Origin of the sequence: Streptomyces sp. NPDC101178 (assembly GCF_044767965.1) — a bacterium.
In the GTDB taxonomy this organism is placed as follows: Bacteria; Actinomycetota; Actinomycetes; order Streptomycetales; family Streptomycetaceae; genus Streptomyces.
In genome coordinates this window covers 53,465-75,412 of record NZ_JBIWOZ010000018.1, presented here as the reverse complement: position 1 = coordinate 75,412, position 21,948 = coordinate 53,465, and the positions used below count along the sequence as shown (strand labels likewise).

The following is a 21,948-nucleotide window of genomic DNA, read 5'->3' as shown; positions in this document are numbered from 1 at the left end:
GGATCGATGCAGGTGTCGCAATCCACACCGAACCCGGAGGCCCTCACCCGTTCAAGAACCCAGCACGCGTGTCACCAACGTCCCCGGACAACACACCTAGGGGGTACGCCCTCTGCCCCGGCTCGGTTCGACAGGCCGGGGCAGAGGGCGCGTTCGGCGTACGGGATCGTCAGACGCGCGCCCCGTTGTCGAGCGGTTCGCGCCGGGGTGCGCGGGTGCGTCGGGAGCTGCCCGGTACCGGCGGCGGAGCGCTGGTGGTGCGTTCCAGGACGAGCGCGCCCGGTACGGCGGTGAAGACCGAGGACCAGGTGCCGACGACGATGCCGATGAGCAGGGCGAGCGCGAAGTCGGTCAGCGAATCGCCGCCGAGCACCGCGAGGGCGGCCAGGATGAAGAGGGCGCCCATGCCGGTGTTCACCGTACGGGGAACGGTCTGGAGGACCGCCCGGTTGGAGACGGTGGCCAGCGGTGTCTTGCGGTTCCGGCCCCACAGCTCCCGTACCCGGTCGAACACCACCACCGAGTCGTTGACCGAGTAGCCGATCACGGTGAGCAGCGCGGCCAGGAAGATCCCGTCCACCGGCCGTCCCAGCCAGGCGAAGGCGCCGACGACGACGACCACGTCGTGGACCATCGCCACCACGGAGCCCACGGCGAACGTCCAGCGGAACCGGACCGCCAGATAGGCGAGCTGCACGAGCACGGCGACGCCGAGGGCGATCAGCGCGTTGCGCCGCAGCTCGTCGCCGAGGCTCGGGCCGATCAGCTCGTCCCGTACCTTCGTGGTCTCACCGCCCTCGGTGGCCAGGGCTGTCCGCAGGGCGTGCTCGCCGTCGTTGTCGAGCGCTCCGGTGCGCACCGAGATGTCGCCGTCGCCCGCCGTGGTGATCTCGGCGTCCGCGAAGCCGGCGGTGGCGAGCGTGGAGCGGGCGGTCTCGACGTCGACGGGCCGGCTGGTGGAGTACTCCACGAGCCGGCCGCCGGTGAACTCCACGCCCAGGTCGATCCCGCGCACCACGATCCCGGCGACCGCGACGGCGACCAGGGCCGTGGAGACGACGAGCCACCGCACCGGCTTCCGGAAGAGCTGCGGGTCCTTGCGGGTCAGCCAGGTCCGTACGCTGCCGGGGCGCGCGATGCCGTTGATGCCCCGGTAGTCGCTGACGAAGCGGGAGCCCGCCGCGATCTCGGTGAGCGCGCGGGCGATGACCAGCGCGGAGAACATCGAGGCGATGACGCCGATGGCGAGCGTGACACCGAAGCCCTTGACCGGGCCGGAGCCGAGGAAGAACAGCAGTCCGGCGGCGAGCAGGGTGGTGATGTTGGAGTCGGCGACGGCGCTGAACGCCTTCTGGAAGCCGGTGGTCAGCGCCGAGCGGAGCGAGCGTTTCGGCTGGGCCTGACACTCCTCCCTGGCCCGTTCGAAGACCAGGACGTTCGCGTCGACCGCCATCCCGATCGCCAGGACGAACCCGGCGAGTCCGGGCAGCGTGAGCGTGACACCGAGGCCGACGAGTGCGGCGTACGAGATCACTCCGTACGCGGCGAGGGCCACAGCGGCGAGTGCGCCGAAGAGGCGGTAGACGATGGTGATGAAGAGCGCGGTCGCGGCGGCGCCGATGAGCGCGGCCTGGGTGCTGGCGTCGATGGCGTCGGCGCCGAGCGTCGGGCCGACGGTTCGCTGTTCGACGATCTCGACCGGTACGGGCAGGGCGCCGCCCTTGATCAGCAGGGCCAGGTCGCGGGCCTCCTTCGCGGAGAAGGAGCCGGTGATCTGGGTGCCCCCGGAGGGCAGTCCGGCCTGGCATCCGACCGAGGGGTCGACCTGGGGCGAGGAGATGACCTTGTCGTCGAGGACGATCGCGACACGCCTGCGCTCGTCCCCGGCCGGGTGGCAGGCGGCCTCACCGGTGAGCTTCGTCCAGTCCTTGCCGGCGTCCTTGTGGAAGTCGAGCTTCACCGTCCAGCCGGCCGCCTGCTGGGCCTCGAAGAAGGCGGTGGCGTCCTTGACGCCCGCTCCGGAGAGGCGGACGGGGCCGAGGTCGAGTTGCGTTCCCTGCTCGTCGGGGAGGGTCAGCCGCTCGGGACCGTTCTCGGGCTCGGGCGCGGGATCGGTTCCGGGGGGTGCGGCGCCGAGGACCTCGTGGAAGCTGAGCTGGGCAGTGCGGCCGATGACGGCGGCGGCCTGGCGCGGGTCCTGGACGTCGGGCAGTTCGACGATGATGCGGTCCTCGCCGGAGCGGGTGAGGACGGGTTCGGCGACGCCGAGCGAGTCGATGCGCTGGCGCAGGACCTCCAGGGTGCGGTCGGTGGTCTCCCGGTCCGCCTCGACGGTGGCGGAGTCCTTGGCCTGGAGCACCATCCGGGTGCCGCCCTGGAGATCGAGGCCGAGTCTGGGTGACATGGTCAGCGTGATGAAGACGGAGACGAGCAGCACGGCGGCAGCCAGAACCGCTCGCACCGTGGTGGCGCGAGTCATGGAAATCCTCCGGTGGGGCGTCGACCACCCTCACCTCAGCGAGGACGCGACGCCGGATCGGCAGAACAGCGGGAACGGTGGCCGGTTCGGTCGACCGCCGGGTGACCGGCGGTCGTGCTGTTCGGCGGACCTCGGACTCCGGGCCGGCCGCCGCGGCCGGAACCCGTGGAGTGGTGGGCCGCGGTGGGCTGTTCGATGCGCCCGCGCGGCAGGAGCGGACCGGGCGGGCGGGGCAGCAGACCTTCGTACGAGGGTGGCGGCGCGTGGCCCGTGAGGTGGGCGCGGCTGATGCCGGCCCGAGGGGTCGGGGAGGTCGGGTCGGCGGACGGCGACCGCTCGGGGAGGAGGGCGTGGGCGTGCGGGCCGGTGGGGCCGGTCCGGACGGTGGACCGGTGCGGGTTGGGCTGCTGGTCGCGGGCGTTACGGCCGCCGGCGGCGGCCGGAGCGTGGCGGGTGCGGCGCAGGTCGTGGTGGGGGCCGTTGCCGGAGTGGGCGGTGCGGTCGGTCTGCGGGGCGGGCGCCCGGGTGTTCGGCGGGTTCGCGGCCGTGGACGCCAGGCCGGCCAGGCCGCCGGTGGGCAGCGCGGCGCCCGCCGCGGGCGCCCCGCCGAGCACGGTGAGGACGGCGAGAACCAGAGCGGCCAGCACGCTCCGGGTCCGCTGCGCCGGTCCCGGCCGCACCGGGAGCACCTTCCCCCGGGCCGGCCCCGGGTCCGGGGTCACCTCGGTCGGCCCGGCAGGGCGGAGGTGGGCATCCCGTGGCGGAGCACGGAGCTGAGGATCCGTCCGGCACCGCGCACCACGGTGGTCGACGGGTCCTCCGCCAGCCGCACGGGCGTACCGAGGCACCGCGCGAGGCGGTCGGTGACGTCGGGGCGGAGTGCACCGCCGCCGGCGAGCACCGGGCCCTTGCGCAGTGCGCCGCGGATCGCTCCGTGCCGGTCCTGGCGCCACATGGACTTCACCATGTCGAGGACCGTACCGACGAGGGTGACGGGCAGCGTCGCCGGGTCCAGGTCGCTGAGCCCGCTCTCGGCCTGCCGGGCGTCGGCGATCCGGCCGCCGACGAGGAGGGTGACCTCGGTCAGCTCGGCGCCCATGTCGACGACGAGCAGCGGGCCGGCATCACGCGGACCGGCGTACGCGGCGGCGGCCCGGGCGCTGCTGAGGACCAGGACACGCGTCGGACCGAGCCCTGCGAGGAGCTCCCGCGCGGCGTTGCGGTGGACGGCGCCGGCGAGGACGGGGTGGCTGAGGACGATCACGCTGTCCGTGCGGTCGGGGCCGAGGGCGGCGTCGGCGATGCGGCCGAGGAGCCGCCCGCAGGACTCGGGGTCGACGATGCGCCCACGCCGGACGGGCCGCTCGGCGTCTCCGTCGAGGCCGGTGCCGAAGCCGAGGCCCTGGCCGGGGCCGGTGCCGAAGCCTGAGCTGAGGCCGGTGCCGGTGCCGAGGTCGGAGCTGGACCCGAAGCCGGAGCCGAGGTCGGGGCCGGTGCCGAGGTCGGGGCCGGTGCCGAGGTCGGGGCCGTCGAGGAGGCTGCCGCTGCCGCCGCCGAGGAGCGGGTCGGTGAGCAGGCCGTGGCCGGGCACCCAGGCCCGGGTGCGGGAGCTGCCGAGGTCCAGGGCGAGTCCCCGGGCGGCCACGGTCCTGCCGCCGAGCCGGCGGTGTCCGTGGCGCACCCGGAGCGCCCCGGGCTCGCGCCCGGTCCCGGACCCCCCGACGCCGCTTCCGTCACGAAGCGGTCCGGGACCTTCGCCGGACGGGCGGGATCCCTCGCCGAGCGGTCCGCGCCCTTCGCCGGACCGGGAGGTCCCGCGCGTGACCGAAGGGTCATGGTGCGCCGGTCCCGTGTGCTCGGCACCGGGCCGGCCCGGCTGGGGGACGGCACGACCGCGTCGCTGTCCGTCGTACGGAGAACGCATCGCCCCTCACCCCCGGCCGGCCAACCGCAGCCGTCCACGCACCCATCGGCCCGCTGATAGCGAGGCATGACCAAGCCCTCACTATGCAATACCGGGTGAGGGAAAGCCACTTCCCTCCCGATTCAAAGGCACCCCCAAGGGCGCCCTCACCGGACTCAGACCTTGACGACCTCGACGACCTCGATGGCGTCAGCGGCTCTCGCTGTGCGCACGGCCTCCGGCACCTCGCCCTCCACCGCCACGACAGCCACGGCCGCCATCTCCACGCCGGTCACCGCGACGATCGCCACAGCCGCGCCGGCCTCCGGCTCCTCCCCCGCCTCCTCGGTCAGGAAGTCCGCGATCAGCTCCGCGAACTCCTCCGGCGCCGCGATCCTGATTCCCAGCCCCTCCGCCTTGGTCCGCTTCGCCCCGGCCTTCTCCCCCGCGACCAGCAGGCTCGTGCGCGCGGAGACGCTGGACGACGACTTACCGCCCGCCCGCTCGATCAGCTCGTTCATCTGGTTGCGCGACAGCTTCTCCAGCGCGCCGGTCATGGCCCCCGTGACCACCACCTTCATCCCGGCCAGCGGCAGCTCCCCGCCGGTCACCCCGCCGTCCTGCTCCTCCGTGCCGGGCTCGGGCGGCGGAGTGGCTCCGGGCTCCGTCATCGTCACGCCGGCCCGGACGAGCTTCTCGATCAGCGGGGCCAGCTCCACCAGCTCCGCGACGACCGCCGTGGCCTTCTCCTTGCCGATGCCGTCGACCCGCTGGAGCGACGCGGCGTCGGCGGCGAGGATGTGGTCCATGGTCGCGAAATACCGCGCGATCCTGCGGGACATCGAGCGCCCCGTCCCCCGTACGCCCAGGGCGCAGAAGACGCGGGACAGCGGGCGCGAGCGGGCGGTCCCGATGGCGGCGAGGAGATTGTCGGTGGAGGTCTCGCCCATCCGGTCCAGGGCGAGCAACTGCTCGCGCTCCAGGGTGAACAGGTCGGCGAAGTCCGTGACCAGGCCCGCGTCGACGAGCTGGACGACCCGGGTGGCGCCGAGGCCCTCGATGTCGAGCTGGTCGCGGCCGGCGGCGTACGAGACGGAGGCGACCAGGCGGCAGTTGCGGCCGCGGGTGCAGCGCCAGCGCTGCTCGCTCATGTCGATCTCGGAACCGCACTGCGGGCAGCTCGCCGGGAACTCGATCGGCGTCTCGTCGCCGGTGCGCAGGTGGGCGACCGGGGCCTCGATGCGCGGGATGATGTCGCCCGCCTTGTAGACCATGACCTGGTCGCCCAGGCGCAGATCGCGGCGGGTGATGTCGGCCGGGTTGTGGAGCGTGGCGTACCCGACGGTTGACCCGTCGATCTCGACCGGCTCCAGGACGGCGCGCGGCGCGATGATGCCGGTGCGCCCCACGTTCCACTCGACGGAGAGCAGGCGGGTGATCTTCTCCACGGCCGGGAGCTTGTAGGCGATGGCCCAGCGCGGCGCGCGGGTGCCGGAACCGGCCTCGCGCCGGTCGGCGGCGAGGTCCGCCTTGATCACGATGCCGTCGATGCCGAACGGCAGCCCGGCCCGCAGGGCGCCTATCCCGGCGACCCGCGTCTGCACCTCCTCCACGGTGGTCACCCGGACCGGCGCCACCTCCGTGGCCGCGGCCGTGTGCACGCCGAGCCCGGCGACGTACGCGAGGAGTTCGCTGTGAGGCAGCTCGGTGAGGGTTTCGGCGAGCTCTCCCGACTCGGCGAGCGGCAGGGCACCGTACGCGAAGAAGGTGGTCTCCACCCGATACGCCCGGTCCTTGGCGCGCAGGGTGCCCGCCGCTCCGTTGCGCGGGTTGGCGAAGGGGGCGCCGCCGTGCTCCGTGCGGATCGCGTTGCCCTGTTCGAACTGCTCGTTCGTCATGAGTATTTCGCCGCGCACCTCCAGCGTGACCGGTGCGTCCAGCCGCTCGGGCAGTCCGACGACCGCGGCGGCCGCGTGCGAGACGTCCTCGCCCGCCGTGCCATCGCCCCGGGTGATCAGCCTCTCCAGGCGGCCGTCGCGATAGCGGGCGGCGACCGCGAGGCCGTCGAGCTTCGGCTCCACACTCCACGCCTCGACGGGTCTGCCGATCCGCCGCTCCAGCGACGCCGTCCACGCCGCGAACTGCTCGGCAGAGAAGACGTTGTCCAGCGACAGCATCGGCACCGTGTGCGGAACATCGCCGACGGCGGCCCCGCCCGCCACCTTCCCGGTCGGTGATGACTCGTGTATCTCGTCGGGGTGGTCCGCCTCGTACGCGGCGATCCCGCGTGCCAGCCGGTCGTACGCGTCGTCGTCGAGGGTGCTCTCGCCCGTGGCGTAGTACGCGGCGGCGGCCTGGGAGGCCTCTTCGACCGCGGCGGCATAGGCGGCGGCATCGGCGAGCACAGCGGCTGAGTTCGTCATGGCATCCATCCTGCCGCCCACCACTGACAACGCCCCCGACAGCACCACCCGGCCCCCGCCACTCACACCCCACCCGTCACTCGCCGACCATGGATCGCCTCTCCCGCACAGCGCGGAACCAGAGAATCCGAGAGGCTGGAGGGAGAGCGCTCTCCCATCTTGCCCCCGCCTTCATCCATCAAGTCCCCTGCCAAGCAAGCCGATTGCCGCGCTTGCGCCTTCTCTTGACATGCACAGGCGGCACTCTTACGTTCCAAACAGAGAGCGCTCTCTCGTATCACCCAGGAATCTCCCCCCACTTCCGAACAGGAGTGCCGTGCTCTTCCGAAACCGACCCAGAAGCGAACACCGCCGCCAACGCTCCCCCCGGTCCTGGCGCTACAGAGTCGCCGGGCTCGCCGCCGCGGCCCTCGCCCTCTCCCTCGTCCAGGCCAACATCGGCAACGCCGCGGGCGACCGCGCCGCCGCCGCGTTCGCGCCCGACGCCGCAGCCGACGTCGTACGGGTGGCCGAGTTCCTGGCCGAGTGCCCGTACACCCACCGGGCCCCCGACGACCCGATCGTCTTCCCGGGGCTGCCGGGCGCCTCCCACATGCACAGCTTCTTCGGCAACGACACCACCAACGGCAACTCGGACCTGGCGTCGCTGGAGAAGGGCCGCACGACCTGCTCCCCCGACACCGACCTCTCCTCGTACTGGGTGCCCACCCTGTACGACGGCGACCGGGAGGTGGAGCCGACCGGGACCACCTTCTACTACCTGGGCGAAGGCGTCCGCGACGACGTCATCCGGCAGATCCAGCCCTTCCCCAAGGGGCTGCGTATCGTGGCGGGCAACGCGAAGGCGTCCGGGCCGCAGGACAACACCATCGCCCGCTGGTCCTGCCTGCACGCCGGTCACGTCAACCCCTCGCAGAACTTCGTGAACTGTCCCGCCGGCACGATGCTGGAGTCCTACCTGGACTTCCCGCAGTGCTGGAACGGCAAGGACCTCGACTCGGCCGACCACAAGAGCCACATGTCCTACCCGGTGGCCGGAGCGTGCCCCTCCACCCACCCGGTGCCGGTGCCCAAGCTCCGCCAGGTGCTGCGCTATCCGGTCAGCGGCGACCCGGCCCGCTTCCGGCTGGCGTCGGGCCCCGGCTACACGATGCACGGCGACTTCTTCAACGTATGGCCGGAGGAGGAGCTGGCGCAGCGCGTACGTGACTGCATCAACGCCATCGTGAAGTGCGGCTTCGACGGCACCCCCTGACCCGACGTCACCCCACCCCTCACCGGTGTCCGCCCCGGGGCCCAGGCTCCGGGGCGGCGCCCCCACCCGGTCCAGGACACCTCATGAGCCGCTCCACCCCGTCCAGGTCGCCCGTCGCGCTGAGCCTGCCGATCCTCCTGGCACTGACCGCCGCGACCGGCTGCTCCTCCCCGGCGGAACCCGCGCCCGCCCCGGCCCCCGCCGCCTCTTCCACCACCCCCGTACGGAAAGCCACCCCCACCGACGCCGCCTGGGTCCAGCTGATGACCCCGATGAACGAGAAGGCGGTCGCCCTGCTCACCCTCGCCGCCGACCGGGCCACCGAACCCCGCGTCCGCGCCTTCGCGACCCGGCTGCGCGGCGGACAGGAAGCCGAACTCGGCCGGCTCCGGCCCCTGCTGGCCCGGATGGGCCTCCCCGACACCGATGTGCACGCGGGCCACGCCATGCCCGGCATGGTGACCGAACAGGACCTCGCTGCGGCAAAGGCGGCCGGGGGAGCCGCGTTCGACTGGCTCTTCCTGACCCGGATCCGCGACCATCTGCGGCACTCCGCACAGGTGTCGCGGTCCGAGATCACCGCGGGCGCCCGAGCGGATGCCAAGCGGCTGGCCGCCGCCCTGGTCACAGCACGCGAGGCGGCGCTGGCCGAGCTGGAAGGGCTCCCGGGGGCGGGACGGGCCCTCGGCTGACCGGGGTTCTGGGCTGCGGGTATAAAGGGCTGCATGACAGCCGAAGTGGAGCCGCCCGTACGCCCGACCTTGGAGGACGTGGCGGCCGTGGCCGGTGTCTCACGGGCCACCGTGTCACGGGTGATCAACGGAGCCACCACGGTGGACCCCGCCCTGCGCACCGTGGTCGAGGAGGCGGTGGCGACGACCGGTTACGTGCCCAACCGGGCGGCGCGCTCGCTGGTGACCCGGCGTACCGACTCGGTGGCCCTGGTGATCTCGGAGCGTGAACGGCGTCCGGTCTCCGAGCCGTTCGCCGGCCGGATGTTCTCCGACCCCTACTTCGGCCGGGTCGTCAGCGGACTGCTGGAAGTGCTGCGTCCGGCGGGCATCCAGATGGTGCTGATGCTGGCGGACGACGAGACGTCCCGCACCCAGCTGCTCTCCTACCTCCGCCACGGCCACGTAGACGGCGTCGTCCTGGTCACCTCGCACGCGGACGACCCGCTGCCCGGTCTGCTCCAGGAGACCCGGCTGCCCGCCGTGCTCGCGGGCCGCCCGCCGCAGCCGTCCTCGCTGGCCTATGTGGAGGTCGACCAGCACGCCGGGGCGCGGCTCGCGGCCGACCATCTGGCCGCGCTGGGGCGGCGCCGTATCGGGACCATCTCCGGCCCGCAGGACCGGCCCGCGGGGCAGGTCCGGCTGGCCGGCTTCCTGAACGCGCTCGCCGCGCACGGGATCGAGGACGTGGCCTGCGCCGAAGGTGACTTCACGCACCTGGGCGGCGCGGCGGCGATGCGACGGCTGCTGGCGGAACAGCCCGGTCTGGACGGGGTGTTCATCGCCTCGGACCTGATGGCGCTCGGCGCGCTGCCGGTGCTGCAGCGGGCCGGCCGCGATGTGCCGTCCGATGTGGCCGTGGTCGGTTTCGACGACAGCAGCGCGGCGGCCGCCTGCGATCCGCCGCTGACCACGGTGCGGCAGCCGGTGGAGGAGATGGCGGCGGAGATGGCCCGGCTGCTGCTGAAGCAGATCGGCGGCCCCGGCGGCCCGTCGCCCTCCGTGGTCTTCCCCCCGACACTCGTACGTCGGCAGTCGGCCTGAGCCGGCGACGCTGAGCCGAGGGGCCGCTCAGCCCGGCGTCTCCGGCAGCGGAATCTCACGGAGCACCGGGTTCCGCGCCGCCTCCGGCCGCACGACCACGCTCTCCCCCGACAGCGGCTCGTCCGCCCGCGCCGCTCCCGTGATGCCCTCCGTCCGCACCGGTACCTGGGGCCCGGAGAACTCCAGCAGCCAGCGGTTCAGCACCCGGTGCACCGCCTCCGCGCCGACCAGTCCGCCGCCGGGCGGTGTCGGTGCGCCCTCCGCCGCCTCGGCGGCCACGATGTCCAGCGGGTCCGTCATACCGCGCGGCCAGAGCAGGAACGGCCGGGACTGCTCGCCGCCGAGACCGCCGTGCGAGCCGATCTGCTCCTCGAAGGCGTGCACGGTGCCGGTCGCGGGGTCGTACATGGAGTTGACCATGATGTCGGCGACGTGCGGGAAGGTGTCGGTGCGCCGTACGGCGGCGGCCGCGCCGGTGGAGAAGACCGCGAGCGGGCCCTCGCCGTCGGCCAGTTCGGCGATGGGGACCTCGGTGCCGCCCGGCCCCATCATCACGGAGCCGTGTTCCTCGCTGCGGACGAGGAGGAAGCCGATCCCCGGGTGGTTGGCGAGCGTGGAGAGGAGGGCCGGGTTGCGGCGGTCGATCTGTTCGCGCGATGCGCGGCCCTCGATGTCGGGGAAGGAGATCAGACCGAGGTTGCCGGAGGCCAGCACGACCGGTTCGGAGTGCCTGGCGGCCTGCTCCGACTCCGGTTCGACCTCGGCGGGCGGGCGGTGCAGGGCGATCCGGACCGCGTCGCGTGCCTCGGACGCGCTGTGCGTGCCGCGGGCCCGGCACGGTACCGGGAGGCCGCAGCCGGCCCGTACGAGGTCCTTGAGCGTCAGCCCGTACCGTCCGGCGAACGTCTCGCCGGGGCTCTGGCCGTGGTCGGAGAGGAGCACGATCCGGTACGTACGCGGGGTGTGGTCGGCGATCTTGGCGATGAGGGCGAGCGAGCGGTCGAGGCGCTGGAGGACCTTCTCGGCGTCGCGGCTGTGCGGTCCGGAGTGGTGGGCGACCTCGTCGTAGGCGACCAGGTCGGCGTAGACGGCGGTGCGTCCGGCGAACATGTCGCCGAGGACGGCGGAGACGACGACATCGCGCTCGACGACGGTCGCGAAGGCCCGGATGAAGGGGTAGAGGCCGCCGCGCTTGACCCGGGGGGTGTCCTTGCGGGCGCGGGCCCGGGTCGACTGGCCGATCTCGCGGCCGACCTCGGCGGCGAAGGAGAGGGCGGTACGGACGGCGTTGGCCGGGTCGGAGAAGTAGGCGAAGTACCCGGAGCGGGAGCGCCGGCCCTTGCCGCGCCGGGCGGCCATGGAGAGGACCAGGGCGAGCTGTCCGGCTCCGCCGCTGAAGAGGTTGCCTCGGCTCGCGCCGTCGATGCTGAGCAGGCCGCCGTCCCGGGTGCGGGCTATGGCGCGGCGCTGCATCTCCAGGGCGCTGGCGGGGCGGCTGGAGACCATGACGGTGCCGGTCTCCTTCTCGTACCAGCGGAAGGCGGGGATGTCGTGGTTGGAGCCGTGCAGGATGGCGAGCTGGCTGGCGCCGGTCTGGCTGGACCAGTCGGTGCGCCACGGGGTGAGGCGGTGGCCGGAGGAGTCGGCGAGCCAGCCTGCGACCGTCGGCATGAGCCCGCCGGCGGCGGCCTGCACCAGGACGTCGTGGCCGACGCCGTCGAGCTGCAGGAACAGCGTGCCGGGCGGCGCGTCGCGGTCGGGTCCCACGATGTCCGGGGAGCCGCGCCGCCGGCGCCGGTCGGCGAGGCGGGAGAGCCTGCGGCGGTAGGCCTCGTCGTCGCGGACGGCGAGGGCGGTGGAGGTGGCGGAGGCGACGGCGGACATCACGGCGGCCACGAGGACGGCGGTCTCCGGGGCGGCCTCACCGCGTCCGTCCGGGATCAGCCGCACCGCGATCAGCAGCAGCGAGCCGTTGAGGAAGAAGACCAGCGCGCCCATGACGAGCGCGGGCACGATGAGCAGGGCCCGGACGAGGACGGGCCACACCAGCGCGGAGAGCAGGCCGAACGCGCCCGCCCCCCAGGCCGCCGTGAAGGCGGTACGGGTGATGGTGTCGCCGTCGTCGGACTGGAGCTGGAAGTCGGGCAGGATCCCGGCGAGCGCGAGCATGGTGAGCGTGGAGACCGCCCAGACCGCGACGACCCGCATGAGCGCGCCGCCGGCCGTACGCCATCGCGCTTTGCGCCGCTCCGGCGTACGCCGTCTTCGCTCGTCCACGCCGGTCCACCTCACGTCTTCTGTGCCGCGGACCCGTCGGTCAGGAGCCCGCTCCCCAGCTTTTCACAGCGTCGGGCCCGGTCAGGGCGTGGTCGTGGGAAGGCGCCGGGGGCGCATAGGCTCGTGGTGGCGGCGCTCTTCGTACGGGTGTGGGCGGGCCGCTCCGGGGCAGCGGGTCACGGAGGCCGAACGGCGGCCGGACGAGGAGGCGGGACGTGCCGGTGGAGGTCACCTGGTGGGGTCATGCCACCTGCACGATCGAGGACTCCGGGGTACGGGTGCTGACCGACCCCCTGTTCGTACGGCGCTTCGCGCATCTGCGCCGCCGCCGGGGCGAGGTGCCGCCGCCGCAGGCCGCGCTCGCCGAGGTGGTGCTGGTCTCGCACCTGCACTCCGACCATCTGCATCTGCCGTCGCTGTCCCGGCTGGCCCCCGGCACCCGGCTGGTCGTGCCGAGCGGCGCGGTCGCGGCCGTGCCCGGGCTGCGGATGGTGCTGCGGAGGCGGCAGCTGGTGGTCACCGAGGTGCGGGCGGGCGAGACGGTCCGGGTCGGCGAGGTGCGGGTGCGGGCGGTGCCGGCGCTCCACGACGGGCGGCGGCTGCCGGTCGGGCCGCACAAGGTGCCCGCGCTCGGTTACGTGGTCGAGGGCGAGGCCCGTACGTACTTCGCCGGGGACACCGGGCTGTACGACGAGATGGCGGAGGCGGTGGGCGCGGTGGATGTGGCCCTGCTGCCGGTGGGCGGCTGGGGCCCGTACCTCGGGCACGGCCACCTGGACCCGTCCCGCGCCGCCGAGGCGCTGACCCTGCTGGAGCCGCGCTCGGCGGTGCCCGTGCACTTCGGCACGTACTGGCCGATCGGACTCGACGGGGTGCGGCCGCACGAGTTCCACGGGCCGGGCGACGAGTTCGTCCGGCAGGCGGGCATCCGGGCGCCCGAGGTGGAGGTGCACCTGCTGTCCCACGGCGAGCGGGTCCGCCCGGAGGCCGACCGGTGATCCCGGAGGTCCAGTCGGTGGTGGGTGCGCTGCCCACCGAGTCGACCCAGCAGGCCGTGGGCTATCCGACGCTGTTCCTCCTGGTGGCGCTGGGGTCGCTGGTGCCGGTGATTCCGACGGGGGCGCTGGTGAGTTCGGCGGCGGTGGTGGCGTTCCACCAGGAGTCGCCGTTCTCGCTGCTCCTCGTCTTCGGGGTGGCGTCGGCGGCGGCGTTCCTGGGCGATGTCTGCCTGTACTGGCTCGGGCAGCGGGGCGTGCGCTCGGAGCACGGTTCGAAGTGGCTGGCGGCGCTCACGCGCCGGGCCGCGCCGGAGCGGCTGGCGCAGGCGCAGGAGAAGCTGGAGGAGCACGGCGGGACGGTGCTGATCCTGTCCCGGCTGGTGCCGGCCGGGCGGATCCCGGTGATGCTGGCCTGTCTGCTGGGCAAGATGCCGCTCAAGACGTTCGCGCGGGGCGATGTGCCGGCGTGTCTGGCGTGGGCGGCGACGTATCAGCTGATCGGGATCCTGGGCGGTTCGCTCTTCCCGGAGCCGTGGCAGGGCGTGGTGGCGGCGGTGGCGCTGACCGTGGTGATCAGCGGTGCTCCGGCGGTGTGGCGGAGGCTGCGCGCGCGGTTCGGGCACGGGACGGGTGACGCGGCGGGGTGAGGCGTACGTCCGCGCCCCTGGCGGCTCAGCTCACCGCAGCTCGCCGAAGACTGCCGCGAACGTGGCCAGCGCGCGCTCCACGTGCGGCAGCTCCAGCGGTTCCGCCGTCGTGAGGGACTCCCGCTGCTCCTCGGGCGTGGCCCCGAGCAGCGGCCCGGTGCCCAGCCGTACGCGAAGGGCTCCCAGCTCGTCGCCGAAGCGGTGGCCGCCCGGGGCCGGGGCGCCGAGCCGGTCGGTGAGGTACTCCTCCAGCTCCATGGAGTCCGTGACGTCCAGCTCCGCCAGCCGGGAGCGGAGCGGGCCGAGATCCGCGTAGAGGTGGCGGCCCGTCTGCGGGGGACGGGCCAGCGCTCCGGAGGAGAGGACCGCGCGGTGGGCGGCGGCGGCCACGTGGGCCTGGAGCCCGGCGGCCTGCCGGATCCGCTCCCGTACGGCCTCCGGCTCGCCGAGGGCGTGGGCGGCGGCGGGCGCGAGCGGGCCGGCGACCAGGGCGCCCAGCGCGGTCAGGATGTCCAGCGTGCGGGCCCGGCGTACGGCTCCTCTGGCGGTCTCCGGGAAGCGGGCGACGGCGACCGGCCAGGCGGCGGGGGTGAAGGCGCCGCGGAGGTCGCTGATGACGGTGACGTCGTCGGGGCACATCTCGGCGGGGCTGAGGAGGACGGTGTCGCGGGGCCGGTGCACGGTGTCGCGCCAGGTCTCGTCGCTGATGATGTGCAGGCCCTCGCCGACCGCCGCCTCGCAGGCCTCCCGTACCAGCTCGGGCGGGGCGACGGTGGCGGTGGGGTCGTCGGCGACGGAGAGCACGAGCAGTCTCGGCCGGCCGCCCTCGGCCCGTACCCGGCGCACGGTCTCCAGCAGGGCGTACGGGTCGGGCACTCCCCCGCACTCGGCGGGCGTCGGCACCTGGTAGGCGGGCCGGCCGAGCAGCCGGGCCTGCGGCATCCAGGTGGCCGGGCTGGGGCGGGGCATGAGGACGTCGCCGCCGTGGGCGGCGATCAGGGCGAGGAGGAGCGGCTGGTCGCCGGGGGCGGCCACGATGTTCTCGGGCCCGCCGTGCAGCCCGCGCCGGTCCCAGTAGCCGCGGGCCGCCTCGCGCAGGGCGCGGCCGCCGCCGGGCGGCTCTGGCCGGGTGCGGTCGGCCGCGGCGGCGAGGACGGCGGCCAGCTCGGGGAGGACCGGGAGGCCGGGGTCGGGGGCGGGCGGCCCGTAGCGGACGGGCCCGTGGTCCTCGTGCATTCCGGCCTCCTCCGCTGCCCCTGCGGCTCCGGTGCCACCGCCGCCTCTCCACGGCTGCGGGGTACTCTCTGGGCCCTTTATACGGAGGTTCGGAGCGGGCCGCCCGCCCAACTGCGCAGCCGGGCGAGCCTCGGGCCGTCGTGCCACTGGTCGCCGGAACGTGGTGCGGCTCTCGGCGCGCCTGCTGGTTCATCGGCCCGAAGCCGGGTATCCGCTGAGCCATGTCGCCCATGTCGTCACAGAACACCTCGTCCTCCTCCCCCGCGGTGGGACGGGTGCGGAACTGGTTGCAAGGACGGGACCTCTCCGTCTTCCACAGCGTCGCCGACCGGCACTGGCCCGGTGCCGACCCCCTCCTGCCCCAGCTGAGCCGGAGCGCCAACCACGGGCTGCTCTGGTTCGGGACGGCGATCGGCATCGCGGCCCTCGGCTCCAGCGCGCGCTCCCGCCGGGCCGCGCTGCGCGGGGTGGCGTCGCTGGCCGTCGCCTCGGCGGCGATCAACACCGTCGGCAAGGGCGCGATCCGCCGGCAGCGCCCGATACTCGATCAGGTGCCGGTCATGCGGCAGCTGAAGCGGCAGCCGATCACCACCTCGTTCCCCTCCGGCCACGCGGCCTCCGCCGCGGCCTTCGCCACCGGGGTCGCCCTGGAGTCGAAGGGCTGGGGCGCGGTCGTCGCCCCCGTGGCGGTGGCGGTGGCCGCCTCCCGCGTCTACACGGGGGTCCACTATCCGAGCGATGTCCTGGCCGGGGCCGCCCTCGGCGTGGGAGCCGCGTTCGCCCTGCGCGGCGTCGTCCCCACCCGCGGCCAGCTCCCGGCGCCCGGCCGCCCACCCGGTGAGGCGCCCGCCCTGCCCGGCGGCAAAGGGCTCGTGGTGGTGGTGAACGAGGCTTCCGGCACGGCCAAGGCGACGGCGTCGATGGTGCGCGAGGCGCTGCCGCTCGCCGAGGTGGTCGAATGCGCGCCCGCCGATCTGTCCACCGCCATGGAGAAGGCGGCGGGACGGGGCCGGGCCCTGGGGGTGTGCGGGGGCGACGGCACGGTGAACCTGGCGGCCTCCGTCGCGGCGACGCACGGGATGCCGCTGGCCGTCTTCCCCGGCGGGACCCTCAACCACTTCGCCTACGACCTGGGCATCGAGACGGTCCAGGAAGCGGCGGTGGCGCTGACGGCGGGCGATGCCATACAGGTCGACCTCGGCAGGTTCCGCCCCGGCCCGAACGGGCCAGAGGGGGCGGACGGCTACTTCCTCAACGCTTTCAGCCTGGGCGCCTATCCGGAGCTCGTACGGACCCGGGAGCACTGGTCGCCCCGGATCGGCGGCTGGCCGGCCGGGGTGCTCGCCGCCCTCCACGTCCTGCGCGGCCAGCGCCCCCTGGAGGCCGAGTTCCAGGGCCGCAGGCGCCCGTTGTGGCTGCTCTTCGTCGGCAACGGCCTCTTCCAGCGGGTCGGCCCGGCGCCCGGCCGGCGCCACAACCTGGCGGACGGACTGCTGGACGTGCGGGTGGTGCACGGCGGCCGGGGTCCGGGGCTGCGGATGCTGGCGGCGGCGGTGGCCGGACCCCTGACCCGCTCCCCCGCGCACGCGGCGGTGCGGCGGCGCCGGGTGCGGATCGCCGGGCTGGCACCGGGGACTCCGTACGCGTACGACGGTGAAGTGGCCCACTCCGGAACCGAGTTGCTGATCGACAAGCTGCCGGAGGCGCTGACGGTCTACTGCCCGATGCCGGTGTAGCGACCACACCCGTCACACTCACCCAGTCCACATCTCAAGACGCCTGTCTCACCATCCGACATGGCGGCGTACGGTGGCCGCAGTGCGCAACCGCCGTACCGAGAGAGGACGCCGCCATGCCGGACGCCGCCGTGCCGAAAGAGACCGCCGTCTACACCCACGGCCACCACGAGTCGGTGCTGCGCTCGCACCGCTGGCGGACCGCCGCCAACTCGGCGGGCTATCTGCTCGGTCGACTCCGGCCCGGCATGGCCGTGTTGGACGTCGGCTGCGGACCCGGCACCATCACCGCCGACCTGGCGGCCCTGGTCGCGCCGGGCCGGGTGACGGCGGTCGACACCGGGACCGGGATCCTGGAGCAGGCGGCCGCGGTGGCGGCCGAACGCGGCCTGGCGAACGTCGAGTTCGCGGTCGCCGACGTCCACTCCCTGGACTTCCCCGACGACACCTTCGACGTCGTCCACGCCCACCAGGTCCTCCAGCACGTGGGCGACCCGGTCCAGGCCCTGCGCGAGATGCGGCGCGTCTGCCGGCCCGGCGGCGTGGTCGCGGCGCGCGACAGCGACTACGCGGCGATGGCCTGGTATCCGGAGATGCCGGGCCTGTCGGAGTGGCAGGAGGTGTACCGCCGGGTGGCCCGCGCCAACGGCGGCGAGCCGGACGCCGGACGGATGCTGGTCTCCTGGGCGCGGCGGGCCGGGTTCACCGACATCACCCCGACCGCCGCCGCCTGGTGTTTCGCCACCCCGGAGACCCGCGCCTGGTGGAGCGGGCTGTGGGCGGACCGTACGACGGACTCGGTCTACGCCGAACTGGCGGTACGCGGCGGCCAGGCGAGCACCGGACAGCTGTCGGCCATCGCGGCGGCGTGGCGCGGCTGGGGTGAGGAGGCCGACGGCTGGTTCATGGTCCCGCACGGCGAGGTGCTCTGCCGGGGGTGACCGGCGGAGGCGGTACGAAGCGGCGCGGGAATCAGGGTCAGTACGGGACGGACACCGGCCTCAGGGGCGGCGCCGCTCCATGGCGCGACCCTCGCACCGCGCCCCCGCCCCCCACCCCGGCAACCGAATTCCGGCGGACCGAATCGATCACACGCGCGGCGGACGCGAACTACCCTCGTAGGCATGGAGATCCTCGGAACCACGCTGCGTATCTGCGTCGACGACCTGGAGGCCGCGGTCGCCTTCTACCAGGAGCTGACGGGCACTGAGGCCCAGCGCTTCGAACGCGGCGGCGTGTCGGTCGCCGCGATCGGCTGCTTCCTGCTGATGAGCGGGCCCGAATCGGAGCTGGAGGTGCTGCGCAAGGTGGGCGCGACCATCGCCGTGAAGGATGTCGACGACGCCGAAGCCGCTCTGAACCGGGCGGGTGCGCGGATCGTCGCGGGGCCGGTGCCGACGCCGGCGGGCCGCAACCTGATCGCACTGCACCCGGACGGCTCGGTCTTCGAGTACGTGGACCGGAAGGTGACGGTCTGACCTACCGGGCCGGGGCGAACGCTCCGACGACCAGGTCGGCCAGCAGAGCGCCGGCCGTGCCGTCCGGGTCGAGGTCCGGATCGTAGATGGTGACGTTGAGCCCGACACAGCGCGGCGAGGAGACCAGCGTCCGCAGCAGCGTCGCGAGTTCGTCCGGCATCAGCCCGCCGTCGTCGGGGCTGTCGACGGCGGGCATGACGCCCGGGTCGAGGACGTCGGCGTCCAGGTGGACCCAGTAGCCGTCGAGCGCGGGCGTCTCCAGGCTCTCCACGGTGGCCCGCGCCAGCTCGGCGGCGCCCCACTCCCGGATCTGGCCGACCGTCGCGTGGGGGATCTTCAGCTCGGCCAGCTCGGCCTGGTCCTCGTCCTCGTCGCGCATGCCGAAGAGGCGGACGTCCTCGTCCTTGAGGTAGGGCCGGAGTCCTTCGAGGTCGCTGAGGTCCGCCTGACCGCGCCCGGTGGCGATGGCCAGCTCCTCCCCGCCCGCGGCGCCGACGTGGGGGCTGTTGCCCACGTGCCGGAAGTCGGCGGACCCGTCGACGGCGGCGAGCCCGTACCGGCCGAGGCGCCGCAGGGCGAGGGCGGCGCCGAGTTGGATGGAGCAGTCACCGCCCAGGACCAGGGCGAACTCCCCGGCCCGTACGTGTCCTTCGATGCGGTCGGCGAGCGTGCGGGTGTACCGGGCGATGGCGGCGGCGTTGAAGACCCCGTCGCCCGGTTGCCAGTCGCCTCTGTCGTAGCGCGGCGGCACCACGACTCCGCCTTCCAGCGCGCCGATGCGCTGGACGATCCGCCGCTCCCGCAGCGCTCCCGCCAGCTTGTAGCAGCCGGGGACGGTACCGGGGTCGGGGGGCCGCAGGCCCAGGTTGGAGGGGGCGTCGAGGATGACGATGGTACGCATGTGCTCCGTCCTTGCCGCTCCGGGCCGCCTCAAGGGGCTTTGGCGGCCGGTGCCGTGATCGCCCAGCGTTCGTGGTCGCGCCAGGCTCCGTCGATGTGGAGGAAATCGGGCGAGAACCCCTCCAGCCGGAATCCGGCCCGCCGGACCAGGGCGATGGAGGCCGCGTTGCCGGGCTGGATGTTGGCCTCCAGGCGGTGCAGGCCGAGCGGTCCGAAGGCCAGTTCCATGACGAGCCCGAGCGCCTCGCCCATCAGGCCGCGCCCGGCCGCGTGGGCGAATGCCCCGTAGCCGAGGGCGCCGCAGCGGAAGCCGCCGAGGACGATGTTGTTGATGTTGATGAACCCGGCGATGGCTCCGTCCTGACGCCCCTCACCCACCTCGCCGCGCTCGCAGACGAGGAACCCCTCGCGGGCCGGGTCCCGGGCCAGGGTGTCGGCGTACGCGGCGTAGGTATGGGTCCGCTCCGGCGGGAAGAGCCAGGGGCGGTGGTGAGCGCGGCTCTCCCGGGCGCGGGCCGTGAACTCCGCCGCGTCGGCCTCGGAGAAGCGGCGCAGGGCCGTTCGCGGGCCTTCGGTGAGGTACGGGGCGGTCGGCGTCGGGTGAGCGTCGGGATCGGGCATCGCCCCAGCGTACGACGCGTACGAGGGGGCGGCGGGGAGGGACGGTCCCGTCGACACGGGGTGTCACTTTCCCTTGCGGCGGAACAGGTAGCCGCCGCAGACCAGCCCGATCAGGAACATCGCGAGCAGGGCCAGCCAGAGCGGCATGGTCACTTCGGGGATCAGCACCCGGATGGTGACCTTCTGGGTGTTCACGCAGATGAACACGACCACCAGCACGACCAGCACCGCGACGGCGATGCGCCCCGGGGTCCACAGCCCGCTGCCGCGCCTGCCGTCGCTCGTCACGTCCTTGGGACTCATGGTCCGGTCCTTCCGCCGCCGTCCCCCGGGGTGTCCCCAGCATGGATCGTCGCCGGGCCCGGGGGGCGGTGATGTTGGACCGTTCGGGTGAACGCGGGAAGGGCGGCGGTCAGCCGGCCGGGACCACCGGGAGTTCCAGTACGCCGGTGTCCTCGGGCGCGCTGACCACGGTGACGGGCTTGATGCCCCGGTTGCCGAAGTACGCGGTGTCGCTGGCGGCGATCACGAACTCCAGCCGGTGCCCCTTCCCGTACCGGTGGACGATGCCGGGCAGCTCCACCGTGAACGGCCGGGTGACATCGGGGACCCGGACCGGTGAGACGAGGCGGTTCACCAGGGTCCGGGTGCCGTCGGGGGCGACGTCGTACACCTTGGCGAAGAGGACGAGCTTGTCGGAGGCGTCCCCGCTGTTCTGGACCCGCTCGGCCTTCGGTGAGACGACCTTCAGCGTGGCCTTCGGGGCGCCGACGACGTCGAGGGGTGCGGTGAGCGGGGTACTCCGCCAGCCGAGGTAGGTGCCCTTGGTGTCGTACGGCTTCGGGTCGGGCAGTCCGATGAGCGGGGCGATCGAGCTCTCCGAATGGCTCGTCGGGATGAGCCAGTTGGTGTACTGGCGGCTGCCGCGGATCACCTTGGAGCGGTTGTCGACGAGCTTGCCGTCGCCGGAAAGGTACATCTTCCGGGAGAGGGCGGGCAGTTCGGCCGCCGTGCCGTAGCTATCCCGCCAGGAGCGGTAGTAGGAGAACTCGGGCCCGGTGTCGGTGTCCGTCTTCCTCTGGAGGTACCGGTCGAACCAGGCGAGCACCCGTCGGCCCACGTAGCTGCTCTCCAGGTTGCCTTCGCTCAGGTCGAGTTCGCCCGGAACCTGGCCGCCGCTGTGGCCCCAGGACTGCCAGATCATCTTGGCCGTGGTGCCCTGCGCCTTGAGCGTCTTGTACGTGGCGGTGGCCTCGTTCAGGTTGAAGAGGCTGTCGGCCTGGCCCTGGACGACCAGGGTCGGGGCCTTGACCCGGTCGAGGTAGGAGACGGGCGAGACGCTGCGCGCGTACGCCAGCATGGCCTCGGTCTTGTCGGCCGGGTAGCGGCCGGAGTTGAGGAGGCGGATGGTCTCGCAGGCCTGTGTGGCGAAGTGCAGGCAGTCGAGCCGGTTGAAGCGGGAGGGGTCGAGGCTCGGGTTGAGGAGCGGCTGGCCCTCGCCGATCAGGTAGAAGCCGTTGGTCCACTGCCACTTGAAGACGCCTGGCGTGTCGGAGGTGACGCCGGTGCGCGCTCCGGTGTTGTTGGGGGCGAGCGCGTAGGCGAGGTCGTTCCAGGTGATGAGCGGGACGAGGGCGTCGACACGGGGATCGGCGGAGGCGGTGGCGAGCTGGATGGCACCGCCGTAGGAACCGCCGATCATGCCGACGCGCGGGTCGCCCTCGCCGTCGCGGACGACGTAGTCCGCACGGGTGCCGTCGTCGGCGGCCCGGATGCCGCCGAGGAAGTCGAGGAGGCCGCTCGCCGCCTTTCCGTCGACGGCGGGGTCGTCCAGGGTGATCAGGCAGCCGGACCTGCCGAAGCCGAGGCCGGAGTAGACGAGGCCGACGTAGCCCCGGGCGGCGACGGCCTTGCCGATGGCGTCGGTCGACCCGTCGGACTTGGAGCCGCCGAAGCCGTTGGTGGCGAGGACGGCGGGGGCCGGACGGTCCGCGTCGACACCGGAGGGGCGGTAGAGGTCGGCGTCGACCACACAGGAGCGGCCGCCCGCCTGGACGGTGAACTTCAGCGGGGTGACGGTGTACGGGACGGGCTCGGCGTGGGCCGGGCCGGAGAGGACGAGGGGGGCGGCAAGGGCGGCAGCCGCCACCGCGACGAACGGGTGGCGCAAGCCGGAAACAGCACCTGACACGAAGACCTCCACACCGAGGACACCTTACC

The 21,948-nt window shown here is 73.6% G+C and carries 18 protein-coding genes; 8 read left to right on the top strand and 10 right to left on the bottom strand.

What is annotated here, in order from left to right:
- Window positions 1–169 precede the first annotated feature (169 nt).
- The 4 genes from secD to ligA form a co-directional block, all read right to left on the bottom strand.
- Complete coding sequence (gene secD / locus ACIRR8_RS32625; protein WP_404071637.1) at window positions 170–2,479, bottom strand: protein translocase subunit SecD; 2,310 nt, start codon at window positions 2,477–2,479, stop codon at window positions 170–172.
- 35 nt (window positions 2,480–2,514) lie between these two features.
- Window positions 2,515–3,159, bottom strand: a complete 645-nt coding sequence (locus tag ACIRR8_RS32620) for a hypothetical protein (protein WP_404071635.1) — start codon at window positions 3,157–3,159, stop codon at window positions 2,515–2,517.
- 38 nt (window positions 3,160–3,197) lie between these two features.
- The gene (locus tag ACIRR8_RS32615) at window positions 3,198–4,055 is read right to left on the bottom strand and encodes a rod shape-determining protein (RefSeq protein WP_404071650.1); all 858 of its coding nucleotides are present in this window, start codon (window positions 4,053–4,055) and stop codon (window positions 3,198–3,200) included.
- Window positions 4,056–4,558: 503 nt separating this feature from the next.
- Entirely contained in the window at window positions 4,559–6,805 is a 2,247-nt protein-coding gene (ligA, locus tag ACIRR8_RS32610; RefSeq protein WP_404071634.1) for an NAD-dependent DNA ligase LigA, read from the bottom strand.
- Between the two features lie 316 nt (window positions 6,806–7,121).
- Between ligA and ACIRR8_RS32605 the strand changes: the two genes are divergently transcribed.
- From ACIRR8_RS32605 to ACIRR8_RS32595, 3 genes are all read left to right on the top strand, one after another.
- Window positions 7,122–8,060 carry a DUF1996 domain-containing protein gene (locus tag ACIRR8_RS32605; RefSeq protein ID WP_404071632.1) on the top strand — a complete coding sequence of 313 codons (939 nt, stop codon included), beginning with the start codon at window positions 7,122–7,124 and terminating at the stop codon, window positions 8,058–8,060.
- A gap of 83 nt (window positions 8,061–8,143) precedes the next feature.
- Window positions 8,144–8,752 carry a DUF305 domain-containing protein gene (locus ACIRR8_RS32600; RefSeq protein ID WP_404071630.1) on the top strand — a complete coding sequence of 203 codons (609 nt, stop codon included), beginning with the start codon at window positions 8,144–8,146 and terminating at the stop codon, window positions 8,750–8,752.
- A gap of 33 nt (window positions 8,753–8,785) precedes the next feature.
- A complete protein-coding gene (locus ACIRR8_RS32595) occupies window positions 8,786–9,835 on the top strand; it encodes a LacI family DNA-binding transcriptional regulator (RefSeq protein WP_404071628.1) in 1,050 nt (349 codons plus the stop codon).
- Window positions 9,836–9,862: 27 nt separating this feature from the next.
- Here ACIRR8_RS32595 and ACIRR8_RS32590 read toward each other — a convergent pair whose 3' ends face one another.
- Entirely contained in the window at window positions 9,863–12,043 is a 2,181-nt protein-coding gene (locus ACIRR8_RS32590; protein ID WP_404071649.1) for an alkaline phosphatase family protein, read from the bottom strand.
- A 284-nt stretch (window positions 12,044–12,327) separates the two neighbouring features.
- Between ACIRR8_RS32590 and ACIRR8_RS32585 the strand changes: the two genes are divergently transcribed.
- A complete protein-coding gene (locus ACIRR8_RS32585; RefSeq protein ID WP_404071627.1) occupies window positions 12,328–13,110 on the top strand; it encodes an MBL fold metallo-hydrolase in 783 nt (260 codons plus the stop codon).
- Window positions 13,107–13,757, top strand: coding sequence for a DedA family protein (locus ACIRR8_RS32580; RefSeq protein WP_404071625.1), 651 nt, complete (start codon window positions 13,107–13,109; stop codon window positions 13,755–13,757). The genes ACIRR8_RS32585 and ACIRR8_RS32580 overlap by 4 nt, the downstream gene beginning before the upstream one ends.
- Before the next feature lie 30 nt (window positions 13,758–13,787).
- Here ACIRR8_RS32580 and ACIRR8_RS32575 read toward each other — a convergent pair whose 3' ends face one another.
- Entirely contained in the window at window positions 13,788–14,993 is a 1,206-nt protein-coding gene (locus ACIRR8_RS32575) for an aminotransferase class I/II-fold pyridoxal phosphate-dependent enzyme (RefSeq protein WP_404071623.1), read from the bottom strand.
- A 230-nt stretch (window positions 14,994–15,223) separates the two neighbouring features.
- On the opposite strand from ACIRR8_RS32575, the gene ACIRR8_RS32570 reads away from it, so the two are divergent.
- The 3 genes from ACIRR8_RS32570 to ACIRR8_RS32560 all read left to right on the top strand — a co-directional run bounded on the left by ACIRR8_RS32570 (window position 15,224) and on the right by ACIRR8_RS32560 (window position 18,207).
- Complete coding sequence (locus ACIRR8_RS32570; RefSeq protein ID WP_404071621.1) at window positions 15,224–16,729, top strand: bifunctional phosphatase PAP2/diacylglycerol kinase family protein; 1,506 nt, start codon at window positions 15,224–15,226, stop codon at window positions 16,727–16,729.
- 131 nt (window positions 16,730–16,860) lie between these two features.
- Window positions 16,861–17,670, top strand: a complete 810-nt coding sequence (locus ACIRR8_RS32565) for a class I SAM-dependent methyltransferase (protein ID WP_404071647.1) — start codon at window positions 16,861–16,863, stop codon at window positions 17,668–17,670.
- A 183-nt stretch (window positions 17,671–17,853) separates the two neighbouring features.
- Entirely contained in the window at window positions 17,854–18,207 is a 354-nt protein-coding gene (locus tag ACIRR8_RS32560) for a VOC family protein (RefSeq protein WP_404071619.1), read from the top strand.
- A 1-nt stretch (window position 18,208) separates the two neighbouring features.
- Here the strand turns inward: ACIRR8_RS32560 and ACIRR8_RS32555 are convergent, their stop codons facing one another.
- From ACIRR8_RS32555 to ACIRR8_RS32540, 4 genes are all read right to left on the bottom strand, one after another.
- Window positions 18,209–19,108 (bottom strand): arginase family protein, encoded by a 900-nt coding sequence (locus tag ACIRR8_RS32555; protein WP_404071617.1) that lies wholly within the window; start codon window positions 19,106–19,108, stop codon window positions 18,209–18,211.
- Window positions 19,109–19,137: 29 nt separating this feature from the next.
- Window positions 19,138–19,728: a GNAT family N-acetyltransferase gene (locus ACIRR8_RS32550; protein ID WP_404071616.1), complete on the bottom strand. Its 591-nt coding sequence runs from the start codon at window positions 19,726–19,728 to the stop codon at window positions 19,138–19,140.
- Between the two features lie 63 nt (window positions 19,729–19,791).
- Entirely contained in the window at window positions 19,792–20,031 is a 240-nt protein-coding gene (locus tag ACIRR8_RS32545; protein ID WP_404071614.1) for a LapA family protein, read from the bottom strand.
- A gap of 109 nt (window positions 20,032–20,140) precedes the next feature.
- Complete coding sequence (locus ACIRR8_RS32540; RefSeq protein ID WP_404071645.1) at window positions 20,141–21,898, bottom strand: CocE/NonD family hydrolase; 1,758 nt, start codon at window positions 21,896–21,898, stop codon at window positions 20,141–20,143.
- Between the last annotated feature and the right edge of the window lie 50 nt (window positions 21,899–21,948).